General features: G+C 63.2%; 11 protein-coding genes. 2 read left to right on the forward strand and 9 right to left on the reverse strand.

Annotated features, from left to right (window positions below; translation table 11 throughout):
* Positions 1-44: 44 nt before the first annotated feature.
* On the forward strand, positions 45-1889 hold the full coding sequence (locus HOP59_RS13370) for a calcium-binding protein (RefSeq protein WP_234254257.1): 1845 nt from the start codon (positions 45-47) through the stop codon (positions 1887-1889).
* 84 nt (positions 1890-1973) lie between these two features.
* On the opposite strand, the gene sucD is transcribed toward HOP59_RS13370, so the two are convergent.
* The 9 genes from sucD to sdhC form a co-directional block, all read right to left on the reverse strand.
* Positions 1974-2846, reverse strand: coding sequence for a succinate--CoA ligase subunit alpha (sucD, locus tag HOP59_RS13375; RefSeq protein ID WP_010627759.1), 873 nt, complete (start codon positions 2844-2846; stop codon positions 1974-1976).
* Positions 2846-4012, reverse strand: coding sequence for an ADP-forming succinate--CoA ligase subunit beta (gene sucC / locus HOP59_RS13380; protein ID WP_010627758.1), 1167 nt, complete (start codon positions 4010-4012; stop codon positions 2846-2848). The genes sucD and sucC overlap by 1 nt, the downstream gene beginning before the upstream one ends.
* A 170-nt stretch (positions 4013-4182) precedes the next feature.
* A complete protein-coding gene (gene lpdA, locus HOP59_RS13385; protein ID WP_010627757.1) occupies positions 4183-5619 on the reverse strand; it encodes a dihydrolipoyl dehydrogenase in 1437 nt (478 codons plus the stop codon).
* Positions 5620-5670: 51 nt separating this feature from the next.
* Complete coding sequence (gene odhB, locus HOP59_RS13390; protein WP_010627756.1) at positions 5671-7212, reverse strand: 2-oxoglutarate dehydrogenase complex dihydrolipoyllysine-residue succinyltransferase; 1542 nt, start codon at positions 7210-7212, stop codon at positions 5671-5673.
* Between the two features lie 41 nt (positions 7213-7253).
* Entirely contained in the window at positions 7254-10082 is a 2829-nt protein-coding gene (locus tag HOP59_RS13395) for a 2-oxoglutarate dehydrogenase E1 component (protein WP_234254258.1), read from the reverse strand.
* A gap of 248 nt (positions 10083-10330) precedes the next feature.
* The gene (locus HOP59_RS13400) at positions 10331-11035 is read right to left on the reverse strand and encodes a succinate dehydrogenase iron-sulfur subunit (RefSeq protein ID WP_010627754.1); all 705 of its coding nucleotides are present in this window, start codon (positions 11033-11035) and stop codon (positions 10331-10333) included.
* A gap of 14 nt (positions 11036-11049) precedes the next feature.
* The gene (gene sdhA / locus HOP59_RS13405) at positions 11050-12822 is read right to left on the reverse strand and encodes a succinate dehydrogenase flavoprotein subunit (protein ID WP_010627753.1); all 1773 of its coding nucleotides are present in this window, start codon (positions 12820-12822) and stop codon (positions 11050-11052) included.
* 3 nt (positions 12823-12825) lie between these two features.
* Positions 12826-13173, reverse strand: a complete 348-nt coding sequence (gene sdhD / locus HOP59_RS13410) for a succinate dehydrogenase, hydrophobic membrane anchor protein (RefSeq protein WP_010627752.1) — start codon at positions 13171-13173, stop codon at positions 12826-12828.
* Positions 13167-13544 (reverse strand): succinate dehydrogenase, cytochrome b556 subunit, encoded by a 378-nt coding sequence (gene sdhC / locus HOP59_RS13415; protein ID WP_026038040.1) that lies wholly within the window; start codon positions 13542-13544, stop codon positions 13167-13169. Before sdhC ends, sdhD begins: the two co-directional genes overlap by 7 nt.
* Positions 13545-14001: 457 nt before the next feature.
* On the opposite strand from sdhC, the gene gltA reads away from it, so the two are divergent.
* Positions 14002-15285 carry a citrate synthase gene (gene gltA / locus HOP59_RS13420; RefSeq protein ID WP_234254259.1) on the forward strand — a complete coding sequence of 428 codons (1284 nt, stop codon included), beginning with the start codon at positions 14002-14004 and terminating at the stop codon, positions 15283-15285.
* Positions 15286-15350: the final 65 nt, after the last annotated feature.

Raw genomic sequence — 15350 nt, forward strand, 5'->3', positions numbered from 1 at the left:
GAGTCTTGAAAACGAGTCCAACAAGGTGCACGAGGAGAGACGACATGTCCGTGTTAAAGGCTGGCCCATCGACGACGGCAGCGGCCCTTCAGACCCTGATCGATGACGCACCGAGTGGTGCCACCATCGAACTCTCGGCGGGTGAATATACGCTCGACGCCCCCCTGACCATCGACCGTTCCGACCTCACCCTCACCGGAGCCGGCTCCGACGCTACCCGCCTGACCTTCACCCGCAACGCCCTGGATCAGGGGCATGCCATCAAGCTGGACGGCACCGCCGACAGTCTCGACCTCGGCACCCTCGATGCCGCCGTACGGCGGGGTGACACGGGTATCGCCATCGATGCCGAACTGGAAGTGGGCGATACCCTGCGCCTGTGGCAGGACAACGACAGCGCCTTTCTCGATGAAATAGGCGACAGCGCGTGGCGCAAGCAGGAGCATGCGGAGCTGCGCACCAGCATGGCTAAGGTCACGGCAGTGGAAGATGGGCAGGTCAGCCTGGATCGTGGGATACATTTCGATTTCGAAGCGGGCAAGACCCAGGTGGAAAGAGTGGCCAGCGTCGATGACGTTACCCTGTCGGGTTTCGGCATCGATTTCGAGCTCGGCACTCCCGACGCTGCAAGCTTCCAGAATACCGAGAGCGAGCTGACGGGCTTCAAAGGCGTGTATCTCGACGGCACCAACGGTTCGCAGCTCCACGATATCGACGTCACGAATGGCCCCTCCACCGCCTTTCATGTTTCGCGCTCAGTGGATGCCGACGTTGCCGATGTCTCTGCCGAAGGCGCTTTCAATAAAGGCGGCGGTGGCAACGGCTATGCTTTCGAGCTGCGCGAAAGCTACGACGGCAGCTTCACCGGCCTGGAGGACAGCGGCATGCGACATGGCCTGGTATTCGCCTCCTGGCGCTCCTCCGTCGATAACGACGTCGAGGTCGCTCGGACCGATCGCGACGTCAACTTCCACGGTGGACGCGACCACGGCAATCAGGTGCGGGTCGAGCGCTCGCTGCGCGACCCGGAGAACGACGGCCTGTCACCGACCCTTTGGGTGAACGAGGGGGGAGAAGCGTTCGGCGCCCCCACCGACCCGGACGCCAATCAGGTCCGTTTCGACTATGTCGTCGGCTCCCGCCGCGACGACGTGATTCGCGGCAGCGACGATGGCGTCTACCTCAACGGCGGCCTGGGTGACGATACCCTGATCGGCGGCGCCGGCAACGACATCCTGCAAAGCGGCCCCGGCGACGACTGGAACGACGGTGAGGACGTTCTGATTGGTGGTGGCGGTACCAACACCGCCCGCTATACGAGCGACTTCGACGCTTACCGCATCGACTTTGTCGACGACGAGGTACGCATCCGCGACGACAAGGGCACCGACGACACCCTCCTCGACATGCAGTACGCCGTGTTCGGTGACGGCACCACGCTGCACGTGGTCTCACGCAGCCTGTTCGAAGCCGAGCCGATGCCCGTCCCCGGCGAACGGGAAGTGCTGGCGAGTGATGGTGGCTTGCTGCCGCCGCTGATCGACGATACGGCCGAGCTGGTCGTGACCGGCAATACGCTCGACGAGTGGAGTGACGGCCATAGCGCCGAAATCTTCGTCGAGAACGTGACCCAGGAGACGCTGGCGCTGCCCGATCTCCGCTTCGACCTGGACGACGAGCTGGATACGCTATGGAATGGCGAGTTCAGCCGTGAGGGCGAGACCTACCGGGTCGGCGACTCGCGCGAGCTGGCGCCGGGCGAGGCCTGGCGCTTCGCCTACCGGGCCCAGGGCGACGACAAGCAGCTGCCGCAGGCCATTGAAGCCGACGATCTCGAACTTCAGCTGCTGGGCATGGACGCCCCGCGCTTCGACGAGGCACTGGCCTGAAGCGAACACCGGACAGTAGACGATGAAATGAAACGGGGCGCCTCGATGAGGCGCCCCGTTTGGTCAGCTGCGATGAAGCCAGGCTTACCAGCCAGTGACGTCCTTCAGCGCGTCACCGATCTGGGCCAGGGAGCGAACGGTACGCACGCCGGCATCTTCCAGCGCGGCGAACTTCTCGTCAGCGGTACCCTTGCCACCGGAGATGATCGCACCGGCGTGGCCCATACGCTTGCCCGGAGGCGCGGTGACACCGGCGATGTAGGACACCACCGGCTTGGTCACGTTGGCCTTGATGTAGGCAGCGGCCTCTTCCTCGGCGGTACCGCCGATCTCGCCGATCATGACGATGGCCTCGGTCTTCGGGTCCTTCTCGAACATCGCCAGGATGTCGATGAAGTTGGAGCCCGGGATCGGGTCGCCGCCGATGCCCACACAGGTGGACTGACCGAAGCCGTGGTCGGTGGTCTGCTTGACCGCTTCGTAGGTCAGGGTGCCGGAACGCGACACGATGCCGACCTTGCCCGGCTTGTGGATGTGGCCCGGCATGATGCCGATCTTGCTCTCGCCGGGAGTGATCACACCCGGGCAGTTCGGGCCGATCAGGCGCACGCCCAGCTCGTCGCACTTGACCTTGACGTCGAGCATGTCGAGTGTGGGGATGCCTTCGGTGATGCACACGATCAGCTTGATGCCGGCATTGGCGGCTTCGAGGATCGAGTCCTTGCAGAAGGCGGCCGGTACGTAGATCACGCTGGCCTCGGCGCCGGTCTTCTCGACCGCTTCCTTGACGGTGTTGAACACCGGCAGGCCCAGGTGCTCCTGGCCGCCCTTGCCCGGGGTGACGCCGCCGACCATCTTGGTACCGTAGGCAATCGCCTGCTCGGAATGGAAGGTCCCCTGCCCGCCGGTGAAGCCCTGGCAGATGACCTTGGTGTTCTTGTCGATCAGGATGCTCATTACTTGCCCTCCGCTGCCTTGACAACCTGCTGAGCCGCATCGGTCAGGCTCGTGGCAGCGATGATGTTCAGACCACTGGAGGCCAGCTTCTCGGCACCCAGCTCGGCGTTGTTACCTTCGAGACGCACCACCACCGGTACGTTGACGCCGACCTGCTCGACGGCACCGATAATGCCCTCGGCAATCATGTCGCAGCGCACGATGCCGCCGAAGATGTTGACCAGCACGGCCTTGACGGAGTCGTCGGAGAGGATCAGCTTGAAGGCCTCCGCAACGCGCTCCTTGGTCGCACCGCCGCCCACGTCGAGGAAGTTGGCAGGCTGGCCGCCATGGAGCTTGATGATGTCCATGGTGCCCATGGCCAGTCCGGCACCATTGACCATACAGCCGATGTTGCCTTCCAGGGCCACGTAGTTGAGTTCCCAGGCAGCTGCCTCGGCCTCACGCTCGTCTTCCTGAGAGGGATCGCGCATCGCCTGCAGGTCCGGATGCCGATACAGGGAGTTGCTGTCCAGGTTGATCTTGGCGTCGAGGCAGTGCAGGTTGCCTTCCTCGGTGATCACCAGCGGGTTGATCTCGAGCAGCGCCAGATCCTTCTCGTGGAACAGACGCGACAGGCCCAGGAAGATCTTGGTGAACTGCTTGACCTGGTCGCCTTTCAGGCCCAGGGCAAAAGCCAGCTCGCGCGCCTGATACGGCTGCGCACCGACCAGCGGGTCGATCTCGGCCTTGAGAATCTTCTCGGGGGTTTCCTCGGCGACCTTCTCGATCTCGACGCCACCTTCGGTGGAAGCCATGAACACCACGCGACGAGTGGTGCGGTCGACCACAGCGCCCAGGTAGAGCTCGTTGGCGATGTCAGTGCAGTTCTCCACCAGGATCTTGGCGACCGGCTGACCGTTCGCGTCGGTCTGGTAGGTCACCAGGTTCTTGCCCAGCCAGTGCTCGGCGAAGGCCTTGGCCTCTTCCGGGCTCTTGATCAGCTTGACACCGCCGGCCTTGCCGCGGCCACCGGCGTGGACCTGGGCCTTGACGACCCACATGTCACCACCGATCTTCCTGCAGGCTTCCGCCGCTTCCTCGGGGGTATCGACTGCGAAGCCCTTGGATACCGGCAGACCATAATCGGCAAACAGCTGCTTGCCTTGATACTCGTGAAGGTTCATCGATTCATGCCATTGGTTGCATGTGACTCGAACGGCAACCGCGAAACACCGCCTGCGACGGTCGATGCCGGGTTACCCCCGTCCGCGCCCGATACATGGCCGGGCGCGACGCGCCATCCCCATGGATGGCGCTCGTTGTTACGTCTACTGCGTACTGCCTGTTCGCCCGACTAGCGCTTCTTGCGGTTGGCCATGTGGATGGCGTGACCGTCCACCGCCAGCGCCGCCTCGTGAATCGCCTCGGAGGTGCTTGGGTGAGCGTAGCAGGTCAGCGCCAGATCCTCGGCGCTGGAGCCGAATTCCATGGCGATCACGCCTTGGGCAATCAGCTCACCGGCATGCTGGCTGACGATGTGCATGCCCAGGATACGATCGGTCTCGGCATCGGCAATGATCTTGGCCATGCCTTCCGGCGCGTTGTTGGCAAGCGCCCGACCGTTGGCCGAGAACGGGAAGGAGCCCGTCTTGACTGCAATGCCCTTGGCCTTGGCTTCCTGCTCGTTCAAGCCGACCCAGGCCACTTCCGGCGAGGTGTAGATCACGCTGGGAATGGCGTCGTAGTTCATCTCCGCCTTGTGCCCGGCGATGATGTCGGCCACCATCACGCCCTCTTCCGAAGCCTTGTGGGCCAGCATCGGACCGCGCACGCAGTCACCGATGGCATAGATGCCGGGCACGCTGGTGCGGCACTGGTCGTCGACGTGAATGAAACCGCGCTCGTCGAGGCCTACGCCGACGTTCTCGTCGACCACGCCCTTGGTGTAGGGGCGACGACCGACGCAGACGATCAGCTTGTCGAAGGTCTGCTCCTGCTCACCCTTGCCGTCGCTGTACTTGACCGTAACCTCGTTGCCCTTGACCTCGGAGCCGGTAACGCGTGCGCCGAGCTTGATGTCCAGGCCCTGCTTCTTGAGCAGCTTCTGGGTCTCCTTGGCGATGGCGGTATCGACCATCGGCAGGAAGGTGTCCATGGCTTCGAGCACGGTCACCTCGGCGCCCAGACGGCTCCATACGCTGCCCAGTTCGAGGCCGATGACGCCGGCGCCGATCACGCCCAGGCGCCCCGGCACCTCGGTGAACTCCAGCGCACCGGTGGAAGTGACGACGATGTCCTCGTGCAGCGGGGTCGGCGGGATTTCCACCGGTACCGAACCCGCGGCGATGACGATGTTGTCGGCTTCATAGGTGGTCTTGCCACCGTCGTGGTCGGTGACTTCGACCTGCTTGGTGCCGGTCACCTTGCCGGTGCCGTCGATGGCGGTGACGCCGTTGGCCTTGAACAGGGCGCTGATGCCACCCACGTTCTTGGCGATGACGGAGTTCTTGAACTCCAGCATCTTGGCCACGTTGGCCTTGGGCGGTTCCAGATCGATGCCGATCTCGGCGAAGTGATCGCGTGCTTCGACGAACTTGTGGGATGTCTCGAGCAGCGCCTTGGAGGGAATGCAGCCCACGTTGAGGCAGGTACCGCCGTGAACGGTCTTGCCTTCCTTGTTGACCCATTTCTCGACGCAGGCAGTCTTCAGCCCCAGTTGGGCGGCACGGATGGCGGCCACGTAGCCCCCGGGGCCCGCACCGATGACGATCACATCAAATTTGTCGGCCATGTGGTTCTTCCTGTTGATCGGTTCGCGTTTGAGTCCGTTGATTCGGCGCCGTCAGATATCCAGCAGCAGGCGCGCCGGATCCTCGAGCAGCTCCTTGATGGTCACCAGGAACTGCACCGCATCCTTGCCGTCGATCATACGGTGGTCGTATGACAGGGCCAGGTACATCATTGGGCGGATCTCGACCTTGCCGTTGACGGCCATGGGGCGCTCCTGGATCTTGTGCATGCCCAGGATGGCGGTCTGCGGCGGGTTGAGGATCGGGGTCGACATCAGCGAGCCGAAGATGCCGCCGTTGGTGATGGTGAAGGTGCCGCCCTGCATCTCCTCGATGCCGAGCTTGCCGTCACGCGCCCGCTTGCCGAAGTCGACGATGCCCTTCTCGACGTCGGCGATCTTCATGCTGTCGGTATCGCGCAGCACCGGCACCACCAGGCCGCGGTCGGTGGAGACCGCCACGCCGATGTCCTGATAGCCGTGGTAGACGATGTCGGTGCCGTCGATGGAGGCGTTGACGTCAGGGAAGCGCTTGAGCGCCTCGGAAGCCGCCTTGACGAAGAAGCCCATGAAGCCGAGCTTGACGTCGTGTGCCTTCAGGAAAGTGTCCTTGTACTGCGCACGCAGATCCATCACCGCGCCCATGTCCACCTCGTTGTAGGTGGTAAGCATGGCGGCGGTCTGCTGAGCCTGGACCAGACGCTTGGCGATGGTCTGACGCAGACGGCTCATCGGCACGCGCTTCTCGGGACGCTCACCCTCGAAGGCCGGTGCGGCGGCAGCCTGCTTGGGTGCGGCAGCGGGAGCGGCGCTCTTCTTGGCCGTGCCGGCCTGAACGGCGCGCTGCACGTCTTCCTTGAGGATGCGACCGCCCTTGCCGGTGCCTTCGATCTTGCTCACGTCGAGGTCGTGCTCGGCAACCATCTTGCGTGCCGCCGGGGCCAGGATCTTGTCGCCGATCCGCTCGTCGCCCGAGCCGTCATCGGCGGAAGCGGCCGGCGTGACATCTGCGGCCGTCTCGGCACCGCCCGCACCCTCGGTGAAGATGGCCAGCACCGCCTCGGAGGCGACCTGACTGCCCTCTTCCGCCTTGATCTCGGCCAGGGCGCCGTCTGCCGGTGCGACTACCTCGAGCACCACCTTGTCGGTCTCGATGTCGGCCAGCACTTCATCGCGCTTGACCGCCTCGCCCACCTTCTTGTGCCAGGTGGCCACGGTGCCTTCCTGGATCGACTCGGGGAAGGTCGGTGCCTTCACCTCGTGAGACTTGCCGCCGGCGGCCGGCGCCGCCTTGGCCTCGCTCTGCGGCGCGGCCTTGGCGTCGGCCTTCTCGCCCTTCTTCTCGGCGCCCTTGGCGCCGCCAGCACCGATCTTGCCCAGCACCTGCTCGGACTGCACGGTATCGCCCTCTTCCACCAGCACCTCGGAGAGGGTGCCGGCTTCCGGTGCCACCACTTCGAGCACCACCTTGTCGGTTTCGATCTCGACGATCAGCTCATCGCGCTCGACGCTGTCCCCCGCCTTCTTGTGCCAGGCAGCCACGCTGCCTTCGGCAACGGATTCCGGAAAGGTGGGCGCTTTGATATCGGTAGCCATGTCGTTTCCCTTGTATGTTCTCTACGTCCCGGTGGATTCGCTCAGACGTTGAAGGCGTCTTCCACCAACTGGCGCTGCTGTTCGGTATGCACGGACATGTAGCCCGCCGCGGGTGCCGCCGATGCCGGACGCCCGGCGAACTTGAGTTCACCGCCGAGGCCGTTCTTGAGCATGTCGGCCACCGCCCGCATGTGGTGCTGGCTGGGATACCAGGCGCCCTGATTGAGCGGCTCTTCCTGACACCACACCACGGTATCGAGATTGACGTAGGCCTTCAGCGCCTCGAAGAGCTCCTCCTTGGGGAAGGGGTAGAGCTGCTCGATACGCACGATGGCGGTGTCGTCGCGGCCGTTCTCTTCGCGCCATGCCGCCAGGTCGTAGTAGACCTTGCCGGCACACATGATGACGCGAGTCACCTTCTGGGCCTCGAGGTTGCCCTGATCCGGCAGCACCATCTGGAAGTGGCCGTTGGCCAGGTCGTCGAGGCTGGAGATCGCCTCCTTGTGACGCAGCAGGCTCTTGGGCGACATCACCACCAGCGGCTTGCGCAGCGGACGGATCACCTGACGACGCAGCAGGTGGAAGATCTGCGCCGGCGTGGTGGGCACGCACACCTGCATGTTGTGCTCGGCACACAGCTGCAGGAAGCGCTCCAGGCGCGCCGAGGAGTGTTCCGGCCCCTGCCCTTCGTAGCCGTGAGGCAGCAGCATGGTCAGGCCGCACAGCCGTCCCCACTTGGTCTCGCCGGAGGAGATGAACTGGTCCACCACCACCTGAGCACCGTTGAAGAAGTCGCCGAACTGCGCTTCCCAGATCACCAGGTCGTTGGGCGCCGTCGTGGCATAGCCATACTCGAACGCCAGCACCGCCTCCTCGGAGAGGAAGGAGTCGTGGATGGTGAAGCGCGGCTGGCCGTCGGCCAGATGCTGCAGCGGCACGTAGGTGCTGCCGTCCTTCTGGTTGTGCACCACCGCATGGCGGTGGGAGAAGGTACCGCGGCCCACGTCCTGGCCGGTGATACGCACCGGATGCCCTTCGTCGAGCAGGGTGGCGTAGGCCAGGGTTTCGGCGAAGCCCCAGTTCAGCGCCAGACCGCCGGCCTGCATCTTGCGGCGGTCCTCGTAGATCTTGGCTACCTGGCGCTGCACTTCGACGCCGTCGGGAATCTCGCACATGCGCGCGGCCAGCCGCTGCAGGCGCTTCATCTCGACGCTGGTGTCGGCGTAGCCGCTCCACTCGTGACCGAGATAGGGCTTCCAGTCGACGAACAGCGTGGTGTTGGGCTCCTGGACCAGGGCGTTGGCGACGTGGTTGCCCGCCATCAGATCTTCGCGATAGGTCTCGGTCATCGCCTGGGCGTCTTCCTCGCTGAGCACGCCCTGCTCCACCAGGCGCTGCGCGTAAAGCGTGCGCGAGGAGGGATGATCCTTGATCTTCTGGTACATCAGCGGCTGGGTGCCGGAGGGCTCGTCGGCCTCGTTGTGGCCACGGCGGCGGTAGCAGACCAGATCGATGACCACGTCCTTGCGGAACTGCTGACGGTAGTCGAGTGCCACCTGGGTGGCGTGCAACACCGCGTCCGGGTCGTCGCCGTTGACGTGGAAGATCGGCGCCTGAACCATCTTGGCGATGTCGGTGCAGTACTCGGTGGAGCGAGTGTCCTGCGGGTGCGAGGTGGTGAAGCCGACCTGGTTGTTGATGACGATGTGCAGCGTGCCACCGGTCTTGTAGGCGCGGGTCTGAGACATCTGGAATGTCTCCATCACCACACCCTGGCCGGCGAAGGCGGCGTCGCCATGCACGTTGATCGGCAGGACCTTGGTGCCTTCGTAGTCGTCACGGCGGTCCTGACGGGCACGCACCGAACCTTCCACCACCGGCGACACGATCTCCAGGTGCGAGGGGTTGAAGGCCAGCGCCAGATGCACCTCGCCACCCGGCGTCATCACGTTGGAGCTGAAGCCCTGGTGATACTTGACGTCGCCCGAGCCGCGCTCGATCAGCTTCTTGCCGTCGAACTCGTCGATCAGCTCGGAGGGGTTCTTGCCGAGAATGTTGACCAGCAGGTTGAGGCGGCCGCGGTGGGCCATGCCGATGACCATCTCCTTGATCCCGTAGCCACCGCCGCGCTGGATCAGCTCGTCCATCATCGGGATGAATGCCTCACCGCCCTCGAGACCGAAGCGCTTGGTGCCGGGATACTTGGAGGCCAGGTAGTTCTCCAGGCCCTCCGCGGCGGTCAGGCGCTCCAGCAGATGCTTGCGCACGTCGTCGCTGTACTTGGGTGCCGAGCGAACCGACTCGAAGCGCTGCTGCAGCCAGCGCTTCTCCTCGGTATCGACGATATGCATGATCTCGCAGCCGATGGAGCGACAGTAGGTGTGCTCCAGCGCCTCGACGATCTCACGCAGCGGTGCCTTGTCCATCCCCAGAAAGAAAGAGCCGGTCTGGAACTCGGTGTCCAGATCGGCCGGAGATAGCTGGTGGAAGGAGAGGTCGAGGTCGGGAACGGGCGCCTGACTGCGCAGCTTGAGCGGGTCGATATCGGCTTTCTGATGTCCCCGGAAGCGGTAGGCGTTGATCAGCTGCAACACCTTGACCTGCTTCTTGTTTTCGCCGCTGTCGGCAGCGGCCGTCGTGGTCCGGCGGGCGCGGGCCAGCTGCTGGAACTGGTCACGTACCGGACTTAGAGGGACGTCATGGGTGGCGCTGCCATCGACGCTCGGCAGCTGATCGAAGTAGGTTCGCCACTCGTCGGGCACGGAACCTGGGTCGGCGAGGTATTGCTCGTAGAGCGCTTCCACATAGTGAACGTTGCTGCCGCTCACGTGGGAGCTGTTCCACATCAACTCCATTATGCCTTGTTGCATCTCTCGGTCACCCTACACTGATGGGGTGTTGTCGGCGCCGTCACGGGCCAGCCGCGGCGGCTTGGCTGGTGCCCTGCCGGTGGGGCGTCTCTCTTCCGGCGGATCCAGCCGCGAGGCCGGAAACCTTGAAATTCATGCTCAAGAGCCGGTACCTGTGGCACCGGCTCTGTCGCTACTGTGCGAACCGACCGCGACACAAGGTCGCGGCCAAACTGCGGCCGCTATGATAGCAAGCCACGCGCCACGATTTAAGTGGCATTCGCAAGCAACATGTCACGGATCTTGCCGATGGCCCGAGTGGGATTGAGCCCCTTGGGACATACCGCGACACAGTTCATGATGCCGCGGCAGCGGAACACGCTGAACGGATCTTCGAGTTCCGACAGGCGTTCGCGAGTCGCGGTATCGCGCGAGTCAGCCAGGAAACGGTAGGACTGCAGCAGACCGGCCGGACCGACGAACTTGTCCGGGTTCCACCAGAACGAGGGACAGGAGGTCGAGCAGCAGGCGCACAGGATGCACTCATAGAGCCCGTCGAGCTTGTCGCGATCCTCCGGCGACTGCAGGCGCTCGATGGCCGGCGCCGGGGTGTCGTTCTGCAGGTACGGCTGGATGCGCTCGTACTGCTTGTAGAACAGCCCCATGTCGACCACCAGGTCGCGCACCACCGGCAGGCCCGGCAGCGGACGCAGCACCAGCTTGTTGTCCTTGACCACGTCGGACAGCGAGGTGATGCAGGCCAGACCGTTCTTGCCGTTCATGTTCATGCCGTCGGAGCCGCACACGCCCTCGCGGCAGCTGCGACGGAAAGCCAGGGTGGTGTCCTCGGCCTTGAGCATTTCCAGCACGTTCAGCACCATCAGGTCACGGCCCTGAGTGTCGAGCTGGTACTCCTGCATGTAGGGCGCGGAGTCGGTTTCCGGGTTGTAGCGGTAAATGGATACCTGAAGCATCTCGTGACTCCCCCTTAATATGTACGGACTTTCGGCTCGAAGGTGTCGACGGTCTTCGGCTTGAAGTTGACGTCACGCTTGCCGACCCGCTTCTCGGCCGGGAAGTACATGGAGTGCTTCAGCCAGTTGGCGTCGTCGCGATCCGGATAGTCGTAGCGCGAGTGGGCGCCGCGGCTCTCCTTACGCTCCAGGGCCGCGATGGCGGTGGCTTCGGCCACTTCCATCAGGTTGTCGAGCTCGAGCGCCTCGACGCGGGCGGTGTTGAAGGCGCCGGACTTGTCGACCAGATGCGCTTCGCCGATACGGCCGCGCAGATCGGCCAGCTTCTTGACTCCTTCCTGCATGTGATCTTCCTGACGGAACACACCGAAGGAGTTCTGCATGATGCTCTGCAGCTCGGTCTTGAGAGCTGCCACGGATTCGCCGCCGCTGGATTCGTTCCAGCGGGTCATGCGCTTCATGGCCGCCTCGATGTCGGACTCGGAAGCGTCGAGGTAATCGATACCCTCGTTGAGCGCGCTCTCGATGAACATGCCGGCCGCACGACCGAACACTACCAGGTCGAGCAGCGAGTTGCCGCCCAGGCGGTTGGCGCCGTGCACCGATACACAGGCCGCTTCGCCACAGGCAAACAGGCCATTGACGATGCGGTCGTTGCCGTCGGCGTCCTGCATGATCGCCTGACCGTGCACGTTGGTCGGAATCCCGCCCATCATGTAGTGGCAGGTCGGCACCACCGGGATCGGCGCCTTGACCGGATCGGCATGGGCGAAGATCTTGGACAGCTCACTGATACCGGGCAGGCGCTTGTTGAGCACCTCTTCGCCCAGGTGATCGAGCTTGAGGTAGACGTGGTCGCCCTGCTCGCCGCAGCCGCGGCCCTCGAGGATCTCCATGACCATGGAGCGTGCCACCACGTCACGACCGGCCAGATCCTTGGCGTTGGGGGCATAACGCTCCATGAAGCGCTCGCCATCCTTGTTGACCAGATAGCCACCCTCACCGCGGCAGCCCTCGGTGACCAGCACGCCGGCACCGTAGATACCGGTGGGGTGGAACTGCCACATCTCCATGTCCTGCATCGGGAAGCCGGCGCGCAGCGCCATGCCGATGCCGTCGCCGGTGTTGATCAGGGCGTTGGTGGTGGAAGCATAGATGCGACCGGCACCGCCGGTAGCCATGACGGTGGCCTTGGACTTGACGTGCACCACTTCGCCGGTCTCGATGCACATGGCGATGCAGCCCACCACGTCACCGTTGGCGTTCTTGACCAGATCGACCGCGAACCACTCGTTGAGGAAGGTGGTGTTGTTTTTCAGGTTGTTCTGATAAAGGGTGTGCAGCAGCGCGTGGCCGGTACGGTCGGCCGCCGCGCAGGTGCGCGCCGCCTGGCCGCCTTCACCGAAGTTCTTTGACTGACCGCCGAACGGACGCTGATAGATACGGCCGTTGTCGAAACGCGAGAACGGCAGGCCCATGTGCTCGAGTTCGAAGACCGCCTTGGGCCCCTCGGAGCACATGTACTCAGCGGCGTCCTGGTCGGTGATGTAGTCGCCGCCCTTGACGGTGTCGTACATGTGCCAGCGCCAATCGTCGTTGGGGTCGGCCGAGGCGATGGCGCAGGTGATGCCGCCCTGGGCGGACACGGTGTGCGAGCGGGTCGGGAAGACCTTGGACAGCACGGCGGTCTGCTTGCCGGACTTGGCCAGCTCGAGCGCCGCGCGCAAGCCGGAGCCGCCACCGCCGATGATGATGGCGTCGAAGGACAAGGTACGCATGTTAGACATGAATCAGGCTCCCCACAGAACGGTAATGCCCCAGACCAGGAACACGAACACGGCCAGGATGATGACAACCTGGGCGCCGAGGCGAACGGGCGTGGACTTGAGGTAATCGGTGGTCACGGTCCACAGCCCCACCCAGGCGTGCGCGGCAAGCGAGATAAAGGCCAGCAGGGAGAAGATCCGCATCCAGGTCTGGGCAAACAGATTGCTCCAGGTAACGTAATCGAGTCCGGGGTTGAACAGCAGATACGCGACGATGAAAACCGTGTAGAGCGCCAGAATGACGGCCGAGACCCGCTGGATCAGCCAGTCGGACAGGCCGCTGCGACCCAGATTGGTGATATTGGTTACCATACCCAGACTCCCGCCAGAATGATCAGGACGGCACTGATGACCACGGTGGCCTGTGCCTTCTTCACGCCCCCCTCGAGGGTCACGCCATATCCAGCATCCATCAGCATGTGCTTGATGCCGGCAACGAAGTGAAAGGCCAGGGCCGACAGCAGCCCCCAGGCGATCAGCTTGGCCAAGATGTTGTTAGCCAGCGTGTCGCGCACGGCGAGGAAGCCTTCCGGAGACGACAGCGACTTGTCGAGAGCCCAGAAGGCGAAGATCAGGCCAACGAACAGGATTACGCCAGTGATACGGTGGGCGATCGACGTCAAGGCGGGAAGTGGGAACTGTATCGTGGTGAGGTCTAGGTTGACGGGTCGTTTGCTATTCACGGCTCTATACACACTCTCTTGGCTCGCTCTTCAACCGATGGCACCAGGCTCGAGCGGGCGGTGGTTTGAGGTAGGGGGCTCGCCGCTGCCGGGACGGGCATTGACAACGAGTACCTGCCAGTCGCGCGGTGTGGATTATAGGGATATGAACCCCTAGTGACAAATACCCACCGCGCTAACTCGACCATGGTTCAAGCTCGTCGCAACAGGGATGGCAAACAGTCTCATCGCACCGCAACCGGCGACCCATGGGCACTCTCGTGGTGCAAAGCATCATTTTTCATACAAGAGCTATCTGAAAAATGCTCTCACGTACAACTATGCGGTAGCTTTGGCCTAATTGACAATCCCGGGAACGCTTCTATAGTGGGCGAACCTTTTTTCGCGGGCCGGGGCTCCAACAGGGTTTGCGAAATAATGAGTTAACGTTCCAAATCGACTTCGAGAGGAGGCCAGAATGGCTGACAGGAAAGCGACACTGACGGTAGACGGCCTGGAAAAATCGATCGAGCTTCCCGTCTACTCAGGAACCCTGGGCCCTGACGTGGTCGATGTTCGCGGCTTGGGTGCCGAAGGCCTGTTCACCTATGACCCCGGCTTCATGGCCACCTCCTCATGCCAGTCGGCCATCACCTACATCGATGGCGCCAAGGGTGTTCTGCTGCATCGCGGCTATCCGATCGACCAGTTGGCCAAGGAGTCCAACTTCGTCGAGTTATGCTACGCCCTGCTGTTCGGCGAACTGCCGACCGACGAGCAGTACGCCGACTTCGAGTCGCGGGTGCGCAACCACACCATGGTCCACGACCAGATCAACAACTTCTTCAAGGGCTTCCGCCGCGACGCCCATCCGATGTCGATACTGTGCGGCGTAGTCGGCGGCCTGGCTGCCTTCTACCACGACCACCTGGACATCACCGTCGAAGAAGACCGTGTCATCAGCGCGATCCGACTGATCGCCAAGATGCCGACCATTGCGGCGATGTCCTACAAGTACAATGTCGGTCAGCCGTTCAATTATCCGCGCAACGACCTGAGCTATGCAGAGAACTTCCTCTACATGATGTTCAGCAACCCGTGCGAGGAGTACAAGGTCAACCCGGTCTACGCCAAGGCGATGGACCGCATCTTCATGCTGCATGCCGACCACGAGCAGAACGCCTCCACCTCCACGGTGCGTCTGGCCGGCTCTACCGGCGCCAACCCCTTCGCCTGTATCAGCGCTGGAATCGCCGCCCTGTGGGGCCCGGCGCACGGCGGCGCCAACGAGGCGGTGCTGAAAATGCTCGACGAGATCGGCGACGAATCCGAAGAGAACATTCAGCGCTTCATCGACAAGGCCAAGGACAAGGACGACCCGTTCAAGCTGATGGGCTTCGGCCACCGGGTGTATCGTAACTTCGACCCGCGCGCCAAGGTGATGAAAGAGACTTGCGACGAGGTGCTGGCCGAACTCGGAATCGACGACCCGCAGCTCAAGATCGCCAAGCGTCTGGAGCAGATCGCACTCGAAGACGAGTACTTCGTGGAGCGCAAGCTCTATCCCAACGTCGATTTCTACTCCGGCATCATCCTCAAGGCCATGGGCATTCCGACCAACATGTTCACGGTGATCTTCGCTGTGTCGCGTACCATCGGCTGGATCTCCCATTGGCACGAGATGCTGTCCAACGACTACAAGATCGGTCGTCCGCGCCAGCTCTACACCGGCCACCCGCAGCGCGACTATCCTGCCAAGTAAGTCGGCAGAGCGCGGCCAAAGCCGCCAAGTACTGGAAAGCCGCCTTCGGGCGGCTTTCTGCGTCT

The sequence above is a fragment of the Billgrantia aerodenitrificans genome, assembly GCF_021404405.1.
Classification (GTDB): Bacteria; Pseudomonadota; Gammaproteobacteria; order Pseudomonadales; family Halomonadaceae; genus Halomonas; species Halomonas aerodenitrificans.

What these genes read in the sequence shown, in the direction of transcription:
- HOP59_RS13370 (WP_234254257.1), top strand. Translation starts at nt 45, where the DNA reads ATGTCCGTGTTAAAGGCTGGCCCATCGACGACGGCAGCGGCCCTTCAG.
- sucD (WP_010627759.1), bottom strand. Translation starts at nt 2,846, where the DNA reads ATGAGCATCCTGATCGACAAGAACACCAAGGTCATCTGCCAGGGCTTC.
- sucC (WP_010627758.1), bottom strand. Translation starts at nt 4,012, where the DNA reads ATGAACCTTCACGAGTATCAAGGCAAGCAGCTGTTTGCCGATTATGGT.
- lpdA (WP_010627757.1), bottom strand. Translation starts at nt 5,619, where the DNA reads ATGGCCGACAAATTTGATGTGATCGTCATCGGTGCGGGCCCCGGGGGC.
- odhB (WP_010627756.1), bottom strand. Translation starts at nt 7,212, where the DNA reads ATGGCTACCGATATCAAAGCGCCCACCTTTCCGGAATCCGTTGCCGAA.
- HOP59_RS13395 (WP_234254258.1), bottom strand. Translation starts at nt 10,082, where the DNA reads ATGCAACAAGGCATAATGGAGTTGATGTGGAACAGCTCCCACGTGAGC.
- HOP59_RS13400 (WP_010627754.1), bottom strand. Translation starts at nt 11,035, where the DNA reads ATGCTTCAGGTATCCATTTACCGCTACAACCCGGAAACCGACTCCGCG.
- sdhA (WP_010627753.1), bottom strand. Translation starts at nt 12,822, where the DNA reads ATGTCTAACATGCGTACCTTGTCCTTCGACGCCATCATCATCGGCGGT.
- sdhD (WP_010627752.1), bottom strand. Translation starts at nt 13,173, where the DNA reads ATGGTAACCAATATCACCAATCTGGGTCGCAGCGGCCTGTCCGACTGG.
- gltA (WP_234254259.1), top strand. Translation starts at nt 14,002, where the DNA reads ATGGCTGACAGGAAAGCGACACTGACGGTAGACGGCCTGGAAAAATCG.